The organism is Kribbella sancticallisti, from assembly GCF_039530625.1.
In the GTDB taxonomy this organism is placed as follows: Bacteria; Actinomycetota; Actinomycetes; order Propionibacteriales; family Kribbellaceae; genus Kribbella; species Kribbella sancticallisti.
In genome coordinates, this window is the sequence record NZ_BAAAOS010000007.1 from 95193 (window position 1) to 111608 (window position 16416).

Below are 16416 nucleotides of genomic sequence, written 5' to 3' on the forward strand. Positions count from 1 at the left end.
CCGTTTCCGTTTCCCGTGCGCCGGGCTACTCCATGCTTGAGGCAACGGCATGGGGAAGGTTGCGCAGGGCATGTTCCAGCGCTCTGGCAACGTTCCGGTCGGTGCGGCTGTCGTCTCCCTGCCAGACCTGACAGACGAACACTTCGGCAACAAGCTCCGGCGACCGCTTGCACCGGCGGGCCCACGCGTCGAGCAACTCGTCGGCCTGCTCCCCGCTCACCCCGAACAACTCCATCAACAATCCTTTGGCCTGCTCCACCGACGCCGAGCAGGTCGGGGCGTTCATCTCGATCATCATCGTTCCTCACCACAGCGCTGGCAGCCCCATCCGGCTCGATGCGCAACCGCAGCCACCAGCACCTCCTAGTACCCCGCCAGCCGCCCATCATTCCCCACCTCAAGCGGTTGGTTGTTTGGACGGGAGAGGTGGGCGCGTTCTCCCTGGGGACCGAAGAGGGTGAGTAGTTCGGCGGGATGGGTGTCGGCACTGCCGAGCCAGTGGGGTACGCGGGTGTCGAACTCCGCGGCCTCGCCGGGGCCGAGGTGGAACTCCTGGTCGCCGAGCACGAAGCGCACGTGTCCGTTGAGGACGTAGAACCATTCGTAGCCCTCGTGGGTGTGCAGTTTCATCGTGGGTGCTCGGCGGGCGGGTGGATAGATGACCTTGTACGCCTGGACGCCGCCGGCTCGTCTGGTCAGGGGCACCACGGTCAGGCCGAATCGCCGTACAGGCTTCAGGTGGATGCGCGGGTCGCCGGTCGGTGGAGCCGCGACCAGATCATCGAGCGGTACGCCGTGTGCGCGGGCCAGTGGCAGCAGTTGTTCCAGGGTTGGGCGGAGCTTTCCGTTCTCGAGGCGCGAGAGGGTGCTCGCGGTGAGGTCGGTCTCGGTTGCCAGGTCCGCCAAGGTGGTGTTCCGCGCTCGGCGCAGTGCGCGCAAGCGTGGACCGACTCCTGCCAGAACGTCCTCTTGGGTGCTGCTCATGAGCTCCATCATGCGGATCCGCAACTTTTCTTGCAATCACGAAACCTCCCAACGGATGCTGGCTGCGACCACACCAACTGGAGGGCTACGACCTATGGACACTGCTCGAGGCAGCGAGGCCAAGCTGTTCATCCAGCGAGCCACCAAGTGAGCGCCCGACGGCGAGCGAAAGACACCGGTCCCCCACAAACCGACGCCGACGAGAAGGCCACCCTGCTGGGCTTCCTCAACTACCTGCGAAGCGCCATCGCGGAGAAGGCCGCGAACGTCCCCGAACCACAGGTCCGCATCGCCGGCGTGCCCTCCGGAACCAATCTCCTAGGCCTGGTCAAGCACCTGACCTACGTCGAACGCTTCTACTTCCTCGGCGAACGCGTCCGCAACTGGAACCAGACCATGCGCCCGTCCCTCGATGAAACCGTCGAGGATCTCCTAGCCGACTACCAAGAAGCCATCCAACAAGCGAACCACGTCATCGAAGTCTGCCCGGACCTGACACTTCCCGCCCACCGCGGACAGGCCCCGTCGATGCGCTGGGCCCTCGTCCACATGATCGAAGAAACCGCCCGCCACGCCGGCCACGCCGACATCCTCCGCGAACAACTCGACGGCTCAACCGGCCGCTGAAGACTTCTCAGCCAAGCCCCTTCAGCAACTGCCGAGCCATCACGATCCGCTGCACCTGGTTGGTGCCTTCATGTTTCATAGCGACATTTACGAATAGTCCTTGCCTAACAGGTTTGATCACTGATAAACATGTCGCACCCGCCGGTGAGGGCGGCCCTGGACCGAGCGAGGGGCACACATGTCACTATCTGTTCAACCGCGAGCGAGGGGACCGCAGCGAGCGCTCCTCGGTGGTCCGAAGGTCAGTCGCGCGATCGCCGCGGGTCTCGGGGCGGTGCTGGTTCTCGGTCTCTTGACCAGTGCACCGACGGCGGAGGCGGGCGGCCCCGCTGAGGCGACATCGACCTGGGCTCTCGACAGCGATGCCCGTGACTCGGTCGGCGACCGCCATGGCGAGGCGCTCCCGGGCGTCTCGTTCTCCGGTGGCAGCGCGCAGTTCTCGCGGCGTGACGACTCGGAGATCCAGCTTCCGTACGACCGTCGCCTGGAGCCCGGCGAAGGACGCTGGCGGTTGGAGCTGTCGGACGTCGTACCGGGACCCCTGACGCGTTCGCACCAAGCGATCGCTACGAGCAGGTCGGTCACCAACCAGGGTTGGGCGCTGTACATCATGCCGACCGGCGAGTTCCGGTTCTGGTCCCGCGTGGTGGGACAAAGCTCCTGGTCCCAGTTCGCCACCGGCGTGATCGCGCAACCGGGGACGAGCTACGACGTGGCTGTCACGTGGGAACCCGGCACGGTGGCTGTCCGGATCAGCGGCGGAGCCTCGAAAGAGCTGACCTTCGACATGGCGATGCCGGTCATCAACGACGGCAGCAACCCGATCCGGCTCGGCAACGGCGGAGACCGCGGTACGGAGTTCTTCTACAACGGCTCACTCGGCGCCGTGACCCTCTCCGCCACACCACGCGCCAACGCCTGGTCGCTGTGTGAGGAGAACGCGACGACGTCGCCGGCTGTCACTCGGCCCGACCCGGCGATCCTGGAACGTCCGATCCCGACCGACGAGATCAGCCGGCTCGCGCTGGAAGCGGCGCGCAACGCCAACCGCTACATCACCAGCACCTACTGGAACGGGCTCTTCGCCGGCGAGGAGGACGAGCGGATCAACCTCGCGCAGCGCATCGGCAACACCGAGTATGCTCTCCGCGGCCCTGCGATGGCGGCTGTGAACATGGCGATCATGCTCGCGACCGGTGCCTACGACCCGGCCGACACCGGGGTCAGCGAGGCTGAGGCGCGGACCCGCGTCGTACGACTCGTGAGCTCTGCGGCGGCCGAGCACCGCGCGAACGACCCAGGCGGCTGGGGGACGGAGTCACGGTTGTGGCAAGCGTCCCTGTGGGCGTACTACAACGGCTTCGCCGCCTGGTTGCTGTGGGACGACCTCAGCCCGGCGCAGCAGGCGTGCGTGACGAACATGGTGGCGACGGAGGCGGACGCGATGCCCGATCTCGCCTACTACCGCAACGCCGACGGCACGATCATCCGACCCGGGAACACCCAGGCCGAAGAGAACGCGTGGCGCAGTTCGCTGTCCGGACTGGCCGCCATCATGATGCCCGGCACCGCCAACAGCACGCAGTGGCGTGACGATGCCCTCGCACTGGCTCTCGCGGCCTGGGCGACGCCGAAGGACGTGACGGCGCCGGAGGTCGTGAACGGCCGTCAGCTCGACCGGCTCCTCGACGGCTCGAACGTCGAGGCGGACGGCACGGTCGAGAACCACAACCTGATGCACCCGATCTACATGCTCGCGTTCGACCAGAACGTCAACAACGCCCTCGGACAGCAGATGACGGGTCAGCTGCCGGCGGCGGCGTTCCTTCGGAACGTCGACCTGACCTACGAGGCGCTGGTGGACCTGGAATTTCCTTCCCCACCGTGGCTCTCGCCGGGCGGCACGATCTACGTCCCCGGAGAGTCGTCGATCTACTACCCGGACGGCAACGACTGGGGCACCACGTTCCCGCTCTACTTCGCGCAGGCCGATGTGATCGCGGACAGCTACGGCATCGGCAGCAACCTCAGCACACCGCCGAGCGAGTGGGCCGTGCGACATCTTCAGGCTGCCATCGATCTGCAGAGTCGCTTTGCCGACGGCCACACCTACCTCAACACCACCGAGAGCAACTACAGATTGCGGGAGGAGCGCACAGCGCAGATCGCGGCGCACACGTTCCTGACCCGCTTCCTGAACAGTCCTGCACAGACCTGCCTCACGAATCGCCCGTACACCACTACTACGACCGATCCGCTCCTCGGGGAGCTGGAGAGCGCCTGGCAGGTCATCGACAGCGAGGCGGGGAAAACACTGCCCCCCGCGCTCGAGGACGAGCTCCGCGCTGCTCTCGAGCAGGCCACCGAAGCAGGAAATCACGGTCAGAAAGTTGCTGCGATCCGTGCCCTGCAGCGGCACCTGGCGAGGACCGAGATCGACTCCCCCGCCATCAGACAGATCCGCAAGGCGGTCGAATCGGCGGCGACCTGTGCCCTCCAACTGCCCGGCGGCCCTGGCACGAATCCAGGCCAAACCCCGCGCTGACACCATCGCCGACCTGACCGCCCTCAGCCAGACTCCGAGCGCCTCCCGCCCGGAGTCTGGCTGCGAGGCCGAGCCGTCCGGAAACTGGATCGAAACAGTGCCGTCGCCGCTCTGACCTGCGGAAACGAGCTCAGCTGAGGCCCTTCAGCAACTGGCGGGCCATCACGATGCGCTGCACCTGGTTGGTGCCTTCGTAGATCTGGGTGATCTTGGCGTCGCGCATCATGCGTTCGACCGGGTAGTCGTGGGTGTAGCCGTAGCCGCCGAGGAGTTGTACTGCGTCGGTGGTGACGGCCATCGCGACGTCTGAGGCGAAGCACTTGGCGGCGGCGCCGAAGTACGTGAGGTCGGTGTCGCCTCGTTCGGAGCGGGCCGCGGCGGCGTAGGTGAGTTGGCGGGCGGCCTCGATCTTCATGCCCATGTCGGCGAGCATGAACTGCAGGCCCTGGAACTCCGCGATCGCCTTGCCGAACTGCTTGCGTTCCTTGACGTAGCCGAGCGCGTAGTCGAGCGCGCCCTGGGCGATGCCGAGGGCCTGGGCCGCGATCGTCACCCGGGTGTGGTCCAGCGTCGCCATCGCGGTGCCGAAGCCGGTGCCGGGCTCGCCGATCATCCGGGCGGCGGGAATCCGGACGTTGTCGAAGTAGACCTCGCGGGTCGGCGAGCCCTTGATGCCGAGCTTCTTCTCCGGCGCGCCGAAGGAGACGCCGTCGTCGGACTTCTCCACCACGAAGGCGCTGATGCCCTTCGACCGGGCGTCCGGATCCGTCACCGCGAAGACCGTGTAGAAGTCGCTCACGCCGGCGTTGGTGATCCAGCGCTTCACGCCGTTCAGCACGTACCCGTCCCCGTCGGCCACCGCGCGCGTCTTCATCGAGACGGCGTCCGAACCGGCCTCCGGCTCCGACAGGCAGTACGAGAACATCGAGTCGCCGGCCGCCACCGGTGGCAGGTAGCGGTCCTTGACCTCATCCGACCCGGACAACAGCAGCGGCAGCGAGCCGAGTTTGTTCACCGCGGGGATCAGCGAGGTGGACGCGCAGGCGCGGGCCACCTCCTCGATCACGATCACGGTGGCCAGCGCGTCCGCCCCGGCGCCGCCGTACTGCTCGGGGATGTGCGGGGCGTGGAAGTCCGACGCCTTCAGCGCGTCGTACGACGCCTTCGGGAACTCGGCCAGTTCGTCCACGTCACCCGCGTGCGGGGCCACCTTGGCGTCGCAGACGTCGCGGACGGCCTCCCGGATCGCCTGGTGCTCCTCGGACAGCGCGTACAGGTCGAATGAGTTACTCACGAGTTCGAATGTACGACGAAACCCCCGTCAGCGGGACCCGGCGTACCCGGAACGTGACGAACAGCGCACCCCGCGGCACCCGGTGGCCATGAGCCCGTCATCGGCTGCTCAACGTCATCGGTAGAGTCGCGGGCATGACTGAAGGCACGCCCCCCAGCGAGCGACCGCTGCGGATTTCGGTGATCGGCACCAACTACCTCGGCGCCAACACCGCCGCGGGAATGGCCGAGTTCGGCTTCGACGTGATCGGCGTCGAGATCGACGAGCACCGGCTGAAGCTGCTCAACGACGGCAAGGCCCCGCTGTACGAGCCGGGGCTGGATCCGCTGCTGAAGAAGCACGTCGACGGCGGGCGACTGCGTTTCACCAAGGACTACACCGAGATCGCCGACTGGGCCGACGTGCACTTCATCTGCGTGGGAACGCCGCAGCTCGAGGGCAGCGACTCCGCCGACCTGGCGCAGGTGAACTCGGTCGTCGACCTGCTCGCGCCGCTGCTTACCCAGCCCTGCTTGGTGGTCGGCCGCTCCACCGTCCCGGTCGGTACGTCGAAGCTGGTGGAGAAGCGGTTCCACGCCGAGGCCCCGGCCGGCGAGAACGTCGAGATCGCCTGGCAGCCGGAGTTCCTCCGCGAGGCCCACGGCGTCGAGGACACCTTGAACCCCGACCGCCTCGTCTTCGGCGTCCAGTCCGCCGCGGCGGAGGCCAAGCTGCGCCAGGTGTTCGCCCGGCCGATCGCCGACGGTTCCCCGGTGGTGGTCTGCAACCTGCCGACCGCGGAACTGGTCAAGGGCGGCGCGAACGCCTTCCTGGCCACGAAGATCTCCTTCATCAACGCGCTCGCGGAACTGGCCGACGCGACCGGCGCGGACGTCACCCAGCTCGCCGACGCGCTCGGCCACGACAAGCGGATCGGTCGCGGCATGCTGAACGCCGGGCCCGGCTACGGCGGCGGCTGCCTGCCCAAGGACCTGCGCTCGTTCATGGCCCGGGCCGGCGAGCTCGGCGTCGAAGAGGTCATCACGCTGCTGCGCGAGGTCGACGACATCAACCAGCACCGGCGGGCCCGGATCGTCGACGTCACCCACGAACTGCTCGGCGCCGACTGGGTCGGCAAGAACGTCACGGTGCTCGGCGCCGCGTTCAAGGCCGGCACCGACGACGTCCGCGACTCACCCGCCCTCGACATCGCCGGCCGCATCCAACTGCACGGCGCCACTGTCACCGTCTACGACCCCGAGGCGATGGAGAACGCACGCCGCGTCCGCCCGACCCTGCGGTACGCCGCGACGGCGGCCGAGGCCTGCGAGGGCGCGCATCTGATCCTCCACCTGACCGAGTGGCCCGAGTTCCGCGAGCTCGACCCGGCCGCACTCCGAGGCGTCGTCGAAGCCCCGGTCGTCGTCGACGCCCGCCTGTCCTTCGACGCCCAGAAGTGGCGCGACGCCGGCTGGATCTACCGCGCCCCCGGCAAGCCGTGAGGCGGTCCTAGCTGACCGTGGCGTTCCTGATGACGGGGCGGGTGAGCGCGACCAGGCCGATCAGGGCCGACGCGACACCGATGCCGAGGCAGACACCGGTGATGCCCACCCCGTCCAGGTCCGCGAACGTGCCGAGCACGGGATTCATCACCACCAGCGCGAGGCTCTGGCACAGCACCACGACGGACTGCAGCCGCGACTGGTAGTCCTGCTCGACCGAGTTCATCAGCAGCGGCAGGATGTGCCCGGTGAAGGTGCCGACGCCGACCCCGCTGACGAAGGCGGCGGCGATCGTCAACGGCAACGCGTCGAGGGCCGACAGGCCGACGATGCCCACACCGGCCACCAGCAGTCCGGCGACCGCGACGATGCCCGGGCGCTGAAAGGCACCGCGGGCGAGGATCCGCAACGCGATCACGCCCACGCCCAGGCTGCGACAGGCGATCAGCAGGCCCGCGGTCTTGGCGTCCCACTCGTGATCCCTGGCCAGCAAGGGCAGCAGCAACGCGTCCATCGGCATCAGCAGGCCGGCCGCGACCGTCATCGTGATCAGCAGGGCCCGGGTCAGCGGCAGCCCGAACGCCACCTTCACCCCGTCCGCGATCGAGCGGAACATGCCGGTGCGTAACTGTCCCTGCGGCGTGCTGGTGCTGCGCAGCACGATCAGCACCACGATCATCACCCCGAACGTCAGGGCGTCGAACCCGGCCGCCGCCGTCAGACCCGCCCAGCTCACCAGCACGCCACCGACCGCGGTACCGGTGACGGCGAAGACGACGCCGGTGACCTGAAAGCTCGCCAGCGCGCGCGGAATCTGCTCCCGCGGGACCAGCAGCCGCGGCATCGCCCGGGACGACGGCAGGAAGAAGGCGTCGATCACGCCGACCACCAGCGCGGTCACCAGCAGCAGGCCGATCGGCTCACCGAGCGCCATCGTCGTCGGCACCAGGGCGATCGTCAGCGCGAACATCGCGACGCAACTGGCCAGCAGCACCCGCGGCGGGCCGTACCGGTCGCCGATGGCGCCGCCGATCAGGAGGAGTGCGGCTCGGGGGGCCGCGGCGAGCAGCAGGACGAGGCCGGCTACGCGGCCGCCGTGCTGGCTGGCGGACCAGCCGATGGCGAACGTCATCGTCAGGTCGCCGAGGAGGGAGACGGCAGCGCCGAACAACCAGATCCAGTAGCGGACCGGGATGCGCTGCGTATCCGGTTCTGCGGGCGGAGTCACGATCGACGACCTTAGACGACAATGGATGGGATCACACGACTACCCGCCCCAGAACCGTGGGAACCCTGAATGGTTCAGGATTCACGCAACTCTGCCGCGCCGTCACGCACAGTACTGCCCTTCGCCCGGGCCATCTCGGCCAGACCTTCCTGGAAAGCGATCATCCGGTCCAGCAACTTCTCGTCGTGCGCCGCCAGCATCCGTACGGCGAGCAGCCCCGCGTTGCGCGCGTTGCCGATCGACACGGTGGCCACCGGCACCCCGGCCGGCATCTGCACGATCGACAGCAGCGAGTCCATCCCGTCCAGGTACTTCAACGGCACCGGCACCCCGATCACCGGCAGTGGGGTCACCGCGGCGAGCATGCCCGGCAGGTGGGCGGCGCCACCGGCACCGGCGATCAGCACCTTCAGCCCTCGGCCGTGCGCCGCCTTGCCGTAGTCGATCATCTCGACCGGCATCCGGTGCGCCGAGATCACGTCCGCCTCGAAGGGGACGCCGAACTCCACGCACACCTCGGCGGCGGCCTTCATCGTCGGCCAGTCCGAGTCGGACCCCATCACGATTCCCACGCTCATGCCGCTGTCCCTACTCGTCGATGGTGCCGGTCAGGTACGCCGCCGCGTGCCGGGCGCGCTCGCGGACCTCGTCCAGGTCGTCGCCGTACGCCGTCACGTGCCCGATCTTGCGGCCCGGCTTCACGGCCTTGCCGTAGAAGTGGACCTTCAGCCCCGGGTCGCGGGCCATGCAGTGCAGCAGCCCCAGATGCATGTCCTCGACGTCCCCGCCGAGCACGTTCACCATCACCGTGTACGGCGCTCGCGCGGCCGGCGACCCCAGCGGCAGATCCAGTACTGCGCGCAGGTGGTTCTCGAACTGGCTGGTGACCGCGCCTTCGATCGACCAGTGGCCCGTGTTGTGCGGGCGCATCGCGAGTTCGTTCACCAGCAGCCGGCCGTCGCGCGCCTCGAACATCTCGACCGCGAGAATCCCGACCACGCCGAGCTCGCCGGCGATCTTCAGCGCGGTCTGCTGGGCCTGAGCGGCCCGGTCCGGGCTGAGACCGGGCGCGGGTGCGGTCACCTCGACGCAGATCCCGTCGACCTGGACCGACTCGACGATCGGGTAGGCGACGGCCTGGCCGTGCGGGGAGCGCGCGACGATCGCGGACAGTTCGCGGACGAAGTCGACCTTCTCCTCGGCCAGGATCGGCACGTCGGCCGCGAACGCCTCGTCGACGGCCGGGTCGTCAACGCTCTTGGCGACCCAGACCCCCTTGCCGTCGTAGCCGCCGCGGGTGGTCTTGAGGATGATCGGGAACCCGCCGATCCGCTGGGCGAAGTCGTCGACGTCCGCCCTCGACGCCACCACCTGGTGAGCGGGGGCCGGCGCGTCGATGGTGTCCAGCCGCTGCCGCATCACCGCCTTGTCCTGGGCGTGCACCAGCGCGTCCGGACCCGGCCGCACCTTGACCCCCTCGGACTCCAGCGCCCGGAGCAGGTCGGTCGGCACGTGCTCGTGGTCGAAGGTGACCACGTCCGCCTCGGCGACGAAGCGCCGTACGGTCTCGGGGTCGCGGTAGTCGCCGACCGGCGCGTCCGCGACCGCCTGGGCCGCGGAGACCGTGGGTCCTTCGGCGAGTACGCGCAACTGGATGCCCAGCGCGATCGCCGCCTCCTGGGTCATCCGCGCCAACTGACCGCCTCCGACCATGCCCACCACTGGCGTCCCGACGGGTAGATCCTTGCGCTCGAACTTCACGGGGGGAGCCTAATGTGCTGACAACGGCCGCTTCCGCGGGGCCCGGTCCGGCGCGCGGGGATTTCGGGGTCTGACCCGTGGCCGGGTACCGTGGGAAGCTGCCCTCACCAGTAGTCCGTGTTCACAGAGAGTTTCCTGGACCGTTGAAGATCGTCACAACGCTGTACCGCCAGGTGGAGCACCTGGTGCACGAAGTGGCCAAGTTCGGTCTGGTCGGACTGCTCGGAATGGTCGTCGACCTCCCGATCTACAACTGGCTGGTCTTCGACAACCCACTGGTGTTCGGCGCGTCCGGCGAGGGTCTGCTGCACGACAAGCCGGTCACGGCGAAGTTCATCTCGGTGACGGTCGCCACCGTCGCGACGTACCTGGGCAACCGGCACTGGACCTGGCGGCACCGTGAGCGCACCGGGCTGCACCGCGAGTACGTGCTCTTCTTCGTCCTGAACGGCATCGGCCTGCTGATCGCGGCCGGCTGCCTGGGCTTCTCCCGCTACGTTCTGGACCAGCACAGCTGGCTGGCCGACAACATCGCCGCCAACTTCGTCGGCCTCGGCCTCGGCACCCTGTTCCGGTTCTGGTCCTACCGCAAGTTCGTCTTCCGCGAAGAGATCGCCCTCGAGGAAGCCGAGCACGACCACCCGCAGGCCCCGGACTCCCCGGCCGCCCTGGACGCCGACACCACCGGCGACCTCCCCGCCGTCCGCTGACTCTCAGCGGCGGTCGTCGTCTGAGCTGAAGAGGGTTTCGCTGTCCGGCTCCGGCTGGGTGGCCGGGCGCCGGCGCTGGTGCTCCGGCGGGGCCTCGTCGTCGAGGATGCCGTCGCCGGGTCTGCCCTCGGGGCCACCGAAGAGCAGGTCGGACATCTGCAGGTGCATGTGCTCGACGTGCGGCACGTCCGGCAGGATCACCTGGCCGCGTTCGCCGGCGGACTCGATGTGCAGGGTGCCGCAGCCGAGCAGGCGGTCCATCAGGTGGTGCTCGTAGGACACGTCGTTGATCCGCATCAGCGGGATGTCACGCCCGGTCCGGGTCAGGATGCCGTGCCGGGTGATCAGCCGCCGGTTCGTCAGCGTGTAGGTCGAGAAGAACCAGTTCAGGAACCGCTTCCCGGCGAACACGAGCAGCACCAGCAGCCCGACCACCGCGATCGCGATCCGCGCCGGAGTCTGCAGACTGCCCTCGGGCACGACCGCCGCCAGGAACCCGCCGCCCGCCGCCACCACGAGCAGCAGGAAGACCGGGAAGATCAGTGCCTTCCAGTGCGTCCGGGTGCTGACGACGATGTACTCGTCGTCGCCCAACAACTTCGCCGAGATCGCCATGCCCCCAGTCTCACAGCTTCCGGGTCCGCTTGTCGCCGGACGACACGATGGTTGAAGACTTCACAAATCGCATACAGTCCGCAAAGATGCGCGAGGGGATTGCGTACCTACCGGGGGGCTCGACGATTTAGGAGCCGTGATGGGCATCTTGTCGGTACTCGATCGGGAGCACACCATCGCCCCGCCGGGATACAGCCGCTGGCTGATTCCGCCGGCCGCGCTGGCCGTCCACCTGTGCATCGGTCAGGCGTACGCGACCAGCGTCTACAAGACCTCGATGGTCAGGCACTTCGACGCCAGCCAGACCCAGATCGGGGTCATCTTCAGCATCGCGATCGTGATGCTCGGCCTGTCCGCCGCGATCGGCGGCACCTGGGTGGAGCGCAACGGCCCGCGCAAGTCGATGTTCGTCTCCGCCTGCTTCTGGGCCACCGGCTTCCTGGTAGGTGCCCTCGGCATCGGTACCGGCCAGCTCTGGCTGGTCTATCTGGGCTACGGCTTCATCGGCGGCATCGGGCTCGGGATCGGCTACATCTCCCCGGTCTCCACGCTGATCAAGTGGTTCCCGGACCGCCCGGGCCTGGCCACCGGCCTGGCGATCATGGGCTTCGGCGGCGGCGCCCTGGTGGCCAGCCCGCTGTCGCGCCAACTGCTCAGCCTGTACGACGACGGCTACGACCCCAACAACTCCGCCTCCGTGGCCGGCGGCAGCGCGCTGGTCGCGTTGTTCCTCACCCTCGGCCTCGGCTACTTCGTGATCATGATGTTCGGGGTGTTCAACATCCGGGTCCCGGCCGACGGCTGGAAGCCGGACGGGTTCGATCCCGCGCAGGTGAAGGCGAAAGCCCTCATCACCACCGCGAACGTGTCGGCGGCGAACGCGATCCGGACCCCGCAGTTCTGGTTCCTGTGGGTCGTCCTGCTCTGCAACGTCACCGCGGGCATCGGCATCCTGGAGCAGGCCAGCCCGATGATCCAGGACTTCTTCCGCGGCGCCGACGGCAAGTCCTCGGTCGCGGTCGCGGCGGCCGCCGGCTTCGTCGGGCTGCTGTCGATCTTCAACATGGCCGGCCGGTTCGCCTGGTCGAGCACGTCCGACGTGATCGGCCGCAAGCCGATCTACGCGATGTACCTGGGCGTCGGCATCGTCTTCTACTTCCTGCTGGCCACCGTCGGCCACAACAGCACGGTACTCTTCGTCCTGTTCGCCGCGGTCATCCTGTCCTTCTACGGCGGCGGTTTCGCCACCGTCCCGGCGTATCTGCGGGACCTGTTCGGCACGTACCAGGTCGGCGCGATCCACGGCCGGCTGCTGACCGCGTGGTCGGTCGCCGGGGTGGCAGGTCCGCTCATCATCAACGGCTTCCTCGACCGGGAGGGCAAACCGGGAACGCTGACCGCAGCGGCCTACCGCCCCGCCCTGTTCACCATGGTCGGCGTGCTGGCTGTCGGCTTCATCGCGAACCTGCTGATCCGCCCGGTGGCGGAACGGTTCCACGAAAAGACCACATCGGCAGCGGAGGCAGCGAAATGAACCAGACCCCTCGCTTGGTCGTCTCCTGGGCGCTAGTGGCCGTGCTTCTCGGCTATGGCGTCATCCAGACGCTCATCACCGCAGCCAAGCTCTTCACTCAGTAGCCCGCAGATGCGTCACATCGCCGGCGGCCAAGGCACGAGGGCCGTCGGCGGTGAGGACCACCAGCCGGCCATCGTGGTCCAACTCCGAGGCGGTCCCCTCCAAGAACTTCCCGTCCGGCAGTTCCACCCGGACAGATCGGCCCAGCGTCGCCGAGAGCTCCCGGTACTCGGGCAGGATGACTGACGGGTCTCCCTCGGCATCCACCCACAGTTGGTACCGCGTGGCGAGTTCCCGCGCGACGGCGGCCAGTACGGTGACTCGGTCGGTGGTCGCGCTGCCTTCCAGAGCCAGTGACGTCGCCACGTCGGTCGGCCGCTCATCCGCTCTGAGGGTCACGTTCAGGCCGATGCCGACGATCGCGGCCGGGCCGTCCACCCGCTCCAGCAGAATCCCCGCCAGCTTCCGGTCCTCAACCAGTACGTCGTTGGGCCACTTCACCTGGGCCGGGATCTCCCCAACCCGCCGTACTGCGGCCGCCACCGCCAGCGGCACCAGTAGCCCCAACCACGGCCACCGCGCGGCCGATACGCCAGTGGGGCGCAGCAGAGCCGACATCAGCAAGGCAGAGCGCGCCGGAGTGGTCCATGTACGTCCCAGCCGTCCACGACCCGACGACTGGTACTCCGCCGCCACCAGCAGCCCCTCAGGTGCTCCAGCGCGCGCTGCGGCCGCCACGACAGCGTTGGTCGACTCCGTCTCGGCCAGTACGTCGATCTGGCTCCACAGAGCGCCGGGGCGGATCAACCGGCCCCGGAGGAACCGCTCGTCCAGCGGCGGCCTGTCCAGGTTCCCGAACATCAGCCGGTGTTCTGCAGACCAGCGGCAACGCCCGAGACAGTCAGCAGCAGCAACCGCCTGGTCCGCACGATCTGGGCCTCGTCCAGCGAGTCGTCCGTGCGCAGCGTCCGCAGAGCCCGCAACTGCAGGTAGCTCAGCGCGTCCACGTAGGGGTTCCGCAGCTCGACGGCTCGGCCGAGCACCCGACGCCCACTGAGCAGCCGGTCGCCGCCGAGCACCTTCAGCACCCACTCGGTGGTCAGCTCGTGCTCGTCCAGCATCTGCTGGGTGAGGTCCGGCCGGTCGCCCAGTTCGAGGTAGCGGCCGAGGATGCGCCGGTCCGTCTTGGCCAGCGACATCTCAGCGTTCTCCAGCATCACCTGGAACAGCGGCCAGTTCTTGTTCGCGTCCTGCAGCGCCGCGACGTCTCCGACGGCAGCGAGCGCCGAGCCCAGCCCGTACCAGCCCGGCGCGTTCACCCGGGCCTGCGACCACGCGAACACCCAGGGGATCGCCCGGAGGTCTTCCAGCGACGACACGGCGACGCCGCGACGGGCCGGCCGGGAGCCCAGTGGCAACTGCCCGAGCTCCTCCAGCGGGGTGACCCGCCCGAACCACTCCGCGAACCCGTCCGCCTTCACGAGCCGGTGGTACGCAGTACGGGAGGCCTCGTCCATGGTCTTCTCCACCACGGCGAAGCGGTCTGCCGCAGCGGCAGCGCGGTCCTCGATCGCCGGAGTGGAGGCCAGCAGGGTGGCGGCCGTGACCTGCTCGATGTGGCGCTGGGCGATTGCGGCGTTGCCGTACCGGGCGGGGATGGCCTCGCCCTGCTCGGTGAGCTTGAAGCGACCTGCGACCGAGCCCGGGGCCTGGGCGAGCACCGCACGGTTCGCGGGACCACCGCCACGGCCCAGGGCGCCACCGCGGCCGTGGAACAAGGTCAGCCGGATCGCGTTGCGCTGCGCCCAGGCAGTGATCCGCGCCTGCGCGTCGTAGAGCGCCAGGGTGGCCGAGACCGGGCCGACGTCCTTGGCGGAGTCGGAGTACCCCAGCATGACCTCGAAGCGCCGGTCGTTGGCGGTGAGGCGGTGCCGGACCCGGGTGAGCTGGATCGCGTTGTCCAGCACCTCCACGGAGTTGTTGAGGTCCTCACCGGTCTCGAACAGCGGTACTACGTCCAGCTCGATCGGCCGGCCGTCCATCGCGGCGTCGGCCAGCTCGTAGACGGCGGCCAGGTCTCCGGCGTTCCGGGTGAAGGACACGACGTACCGGCGGCAGGCCTCGGGGCCGAAGCGCTGCTGGATCTGCCCGATCACCCGCAGGGTCGCCAACACCTCTTCGGTCTGGTCGGAGAGCTCCCCGCCGCTGAGCACCTCCTCCAGCGCCTTCGTGTGGACCGACGAGTGCTGCCGGACCTCCAGCTCGGCCAGGTGGAACCCGAAGGAGCTCACCTGCCAGATCAGCTGCTGCAGTTCGCCGTACGCCTGCCGGGGCGCGCCTGCGGACACCAGGGAGTCCTGCAGGACCTTCAGCTCGTGCAGGAAGTCTCCGGCGCGCGGGTACCCGAAGTCGGCGTCGCGGGCCCGGGTCGCAGCCAGTCGACGCGCGGCAAGCAGCAGGAGCTGGCGGTGCGGCTCGGAAGGCGAGCGGGTCTCGATGTCCGCGATCAGCTCGGGGTTGACCGCCCGGGCATCCTCGAGGATCCGCCGGACGGGTGCCGACGGTGGGGTCGTCGCGGCGTCCAGGGTCATCGACCGGCCGAGCCGGTCCGTGGCCAGCTCCAGCGCACGCAGTACGTGGTCGGCCTGGATCTGCATCGCCTCGCGGGTGATCGCGGCGGTGACGTTCGGGTTGCCGTCCCGGTCGCCGCCGATCCACGAACCGAGCCGGACGAAGGGCGCCACCATCGGCTGCCTGGTTCCGGCCGAGTCGCCCGCCAGCGCGTCGTCCAGCCGCCGGTAGACGTTGCCGACGACATCGAACAGGGTCTCCTCGAACACCGCCATCGCCGAGCGGACCTCGTCCAGCGGGGTCGGCCGGCTGGTCCGCAGCTGCGAGGTACGCCAAAGGATGTCGACCTGCTCGACCAGGCGGCGCTGGTTCTCGGCGAGCTCGCTGTCGCCGGCCCGCGGATCGCTCCGCTCCTCCAGCAGCGTCGAGATCCGCCGGATCGTCGCCAGTACTGCGCGCCGCCGCGCCTCGGTCGGGTGAGCGGTCAGCACCGGGCGGAACTCCAGCCCGTTGAGCAGCGCGCGGGCCTGCTGCTCGCCGCTCTCGGCGGCGATCTTCTCGACCGCCTGGGCGAGCTCCGAGACCGCCGGGGCGTCGCTGGAGCGGTCACGCTCGCGCAGGACCCGGGCGCGGTGCAGTTCCTCGCTCAGGTTCGTCAGGTGGAAGTAGCAGGTGAAGGCCCGGGCGACATCCTCGGCCCGCTCGTGCGGCCAGGAGGCGACCAGCGCCTCGGCTCCCTCACCGTCGCCGGCGATGGTGAGCTCGCGCAGCTTCTCCACGTCGTCCAGCAGTGGCTGGCCGGCGTACTCGACCAGGACGCGGCCGAGCAGTTCGCCGAGCAGGCGCACGTCGGCACGCAGTTCCTCGGGGACTTCGAAACGTGCGCGGGTGCGGGTGCGGGCGTTCGCCTGACTGCCGGTCTCGGTCACGTTCGCCCACGATATCTGTGGCCACGCACTCCCGCCTCTCAGTCCCGACCAGTGAGCGCGGATCGTGACGTTTGGTGACCGCCGGTGGAAGTGAC

Annotated in this window: 15 protein-coding genes; 6 read left to right on the forward strand and 9 right to left on the reverse strand. The window is 68.8% G+C overall.

Annotation, left to right across the window (positions count from 1 at the left end; all coding sequences use genetic code 11):
- Nucleotides 1-25 precede the first annotated feature (25 nt).
- Together ABD255_RS03620 and ABD255_RS03625 are read right to left on the reverse strand one after the other, a co-directional pair.
- A complete protein-coding gene (locus ABD255_RS03620) occupies nucleotides 26-298 on the reverse strand; it encodes an ANTAR domain-containing protein (RefSeq protein ID WP_344209677.1) in 273 nt (90 codons plus the stop codon).
- 65 nt (nucleotides 299-363) lie between these two features.
- Complete coding sequence (locus ABD255_RS03625) at nucleotides 364-984, reverse strand: helix-turn-helix domain-containing protein (protein ID WP_344209679.1); 621 nt, start codon at nucleotides 982-984, stop codon at nucleotides 364-366.
- A gap of 147 nt (nucleotides 985-1131) precedes the next feature.
- On the opposite strand from ABD255_RS03625, the gene ABD255_RS03630 reads away from it, so the two are divergent.
- Nucleotides 1132-1611, forward strand: coding sequence for a DinB family protein (locus tag ABD255_RS03630; protein ID WP_344209681.1), 480 nt, complete (start codon nucleotides 1132-1134; stop codon nucleotides 1609-1611).
- A gap of 178 nt (nucleotides 1612-1789) precedes the next feature.
- Nucleotides 1790-4156, forward strand: a complete 2367-nt coding sequence (locus ABD255_RS03635) for a hypothetical protein (RefSeq protein ID WP_344209683.1) — start codon at nucleotides 1790-1792, stop codon at nucleotides 4154-4156.
- Nucleotides 4157-4286: 130 nt separating this feature from the next.
- Here the strand turns inward: ABD255_RS03635 and ABD255_RS03640 are convergent, their stop codons facing one another.
- Nucleotides 4287-5450, reverse strand: a complete 1164-nt coding sequence (locus ABD255_RS03640) for an acyl-CoA dehydrogenase family protein (RefSeq protein WP_344209685.1) — start codon at nucleotides 5448-5450, stop codon at nucleotides 4287-4289.
- 134 nt (nucleotides 5451-5584) lie between these two features.
- Here ABD255_RS03640 and ABD255_RS03645 point away from each other — a divergent pair, with 134 nt between their 5' ends.
- Nucleotides 5585-6931 carry a UDP-glucose dehydrogenase family protein gene (locus tag ABD255_RS03645; RefSeq protein WP_344209687.1) on the forward strand — a complete coding sequence of 449 codons (1347 nt, stop codon included), beginning with the start codon at nucleotides 5585-5587 and terminating at the stop codon, nucleotides 6929-6931.
- 7 nt (nucleotides 6932-6938) lie between these two features.
- On the opposite strand, the gene ABD255_RS03650 is transcribed toward ABD255_RS03645, so the two are convergent.
- The 3 genes from ABD255_RS03650 to ABD255_RS03660 form a co-directional block, all read right to left on the reverse strand.
- Nucleotides 6939-8159 (reverse strand): MFS transporter, encoded by a 1221-nt coding sequence (locus tag ABD255_RS03650; RefSeq protein ID WP_344209689.1) that lies wholly within the window; start codon nucleotides 8157-8159, stop codon nucleotides 6939-6941.
- A 74-nt stretch (nucleotides 8160-8233) separates the two neighbouring features.
- Complete coding sequence (gene purE, locus ABD255_RS03655) at nucleotides 8234-8737, reverse strand: 5-(carboxyamino)imidazole ribonucleotide mutase (RefSeq protein WP_344209691.1); 504 nt, start codon at nucleotides 8735-8737, stop codon at nucleotides 8234-8236.
- 10 nt (nucleotides 8738-8747) lie between these two features.
- Complete coding sequence (locus ABD255_RS03660; RefSeq protein ID WP_344209693.1) at nucleotides 8748-9920, reverse strand: 5-(carboxyamino)imidazole ribonucleotide synthase; 1173 nt, start codon at nucleotides 9918-9920, stop codon at nucleotides 8748-8750.
- A 143-nt stretch (nucleotides 9921-10063) separates the two neighbouring features.
- Between ABD255_RS03660 and ABD255_RS03665 the strand changes: the two genes are divergently transcribed.
- Nucleotides 10064-10630: a GtrA family protein gene (locus ABD255_RS03665; protein WP_344209695.1), complete on the forward strand. Its 567-nt coding sequence runs from the start codon at nucleotides 10064-10066 to the stop codon at nucleotides 10628-10630.
- 3 nt (nucleotides 10631-10633) lie between these two features.
- Here the strand turns inward: ABD255_RS03665 and ABD255_RS03670 are convergent, their stop codons facing one another.
- Complete coding sequence (locus ABD255_RS03670; protein WP_344209697.1) at nucleotides 10634-11245, reverse strand: PH domain-containing protein; 612 nt, start codon at nucleotides 11243-11245, stop codon at nucleotides 10634-10636.
- Nucleotides 11246-11384: 139 nt separating this feature from the next.
- Between ABD255_RS03670 and ABD255_RS03675 the strand changes: the two genes are divergently transcribed.
- Both ABD255_RS03675 and ABD255_RS43615 read left to right on the forward strand, forming a co-directional pair.
- The gene (locus ABD255_RS03675; protein WP_344209699.1) at nucleotides 11385-12779 is read left to right on the forward strand and encodes an OFA family MFS transporter; all 1395 of its coding nucleotides are present in this window, start codon (nucleotides 11385-11387) and stop codon (nucleotides 12777-12779) included.
- Nucleotides 12776-12883 carry an MFS transporter small subunit gene (locus tag ABD255_RS43615; protein WP_425554374.1) on the forward strand — a complete coding sequence of 36 codons (108 nt, stop codon included), beginning with the start codon at nucleotides 12776-12778 and terminating at the stop codon, nucleotides 12881-12883. Before ABD255_RS03675 ends, ABD255_RS43615 begins: the two co-directional genes overlap by 4 nt.
- Here ABD255_RS43615 and ABD255_RS03680 read toward each other — a convergent pair.
- Nucleotides 12873-13682 (reverse strand): biotin--[acetyl-CoA-carboxylase] ligase, encoded by an 810-nt coding sequence (locus ABD255_RS03680; RefSeq protein WP_344209701.1) that lies wholly within the window; start codon nucleotides 13680-13682, stop codon nucleotides 12873-12875. The genes ABD255_RS43615 and ABD255_RS03680 overlap by 11 nt on opposite strands.
- Nucleotides 13682-16321 (reverse strand): phosphoenolpyruvate carboxylase, encoded by a 2640-nt coding sequence (locus tag ABD255_RS03685; protein ID WP_344209703.1) that lies wholly within the window; start codon nucleotides 16319-16321, stop codon nucleotides 13682-13684. The genes ABD255_RS03680 and ABD255_RS03685 overlap by 1 nt, the downstream gene beginning before the upstream one ends.
- Between the last annotated feature and the right edge of the window lie 95 nt (nucleotides 16322-16416).

Excerpts from the sequence above, each read along its gene's own strand:
- ABD255_RS03620 (WP_344209677.1), bottom strand. The coding sequence starts at position 298 with ATGATGATCGAGATGAACGCCCCGACCTGCTCGGCGTCGGTGGAGCAG.
- ABD255_RS43615 (WP_425554374.1), top strand. The coding sequence starts at position 12,776 with ATGAACCAGACCCCTCGCTTGGTCGTCTCCTGGGCGCTAGTGGCCGTG.
- ABD255_RS03680 (WP_344209701.1), bottom strand. The coding sequence starts at position 13,682 with ATGTTCGGGAACCTGGACAGGCCGCCGCTGGACGAGCGGTTCCTCCGG.
- purE (WP_344209691.1), bottom strand. The coding sequence starts at position 8,737 with ATGAGCGTGGGAATCGTGATGGGGTCCGACTCGGACTGGCCGACGATG.
- ABD255_RS03645 (WP_344209687.1), top strand. The coding sequence starts at position 5,585 with ATGACTGAAGGCACGCCCCCCAGCGAGCGACCGCTGCGGATTTCGGTG.
- ABD255_RS03635 (WP_344209683.1), top strand. The coding sequence starts at position 1,790 with ATGTCACTATCTGTTCAACCGCGAGCGAGGGGACCGCAGCGAGCGCTC.
- ABD255_RS03675 (WP_344209699.1), top strand. The coding sequence starts at position 11,385 with ATGGGCATCTTGTCGGTACTCGATCGGGAGCACACCATCGCCCCGCCG.
- ABD255_RS03670 (WP_344209697.1), bottom strand. The coding sequence starts at position 11,245 with ATGGCGATCTCGGCGAAGTTGTTGGGCGACGACGAGTACATCGTCGTC.
- ABD255_RS03625 (WP_344209679.1), bottom strand. The coding sequence starts at position 984 with ATGAGCAGCACCCAAGAGGACGTTCTGGCAGGAGTCGGTCCACGCTTG.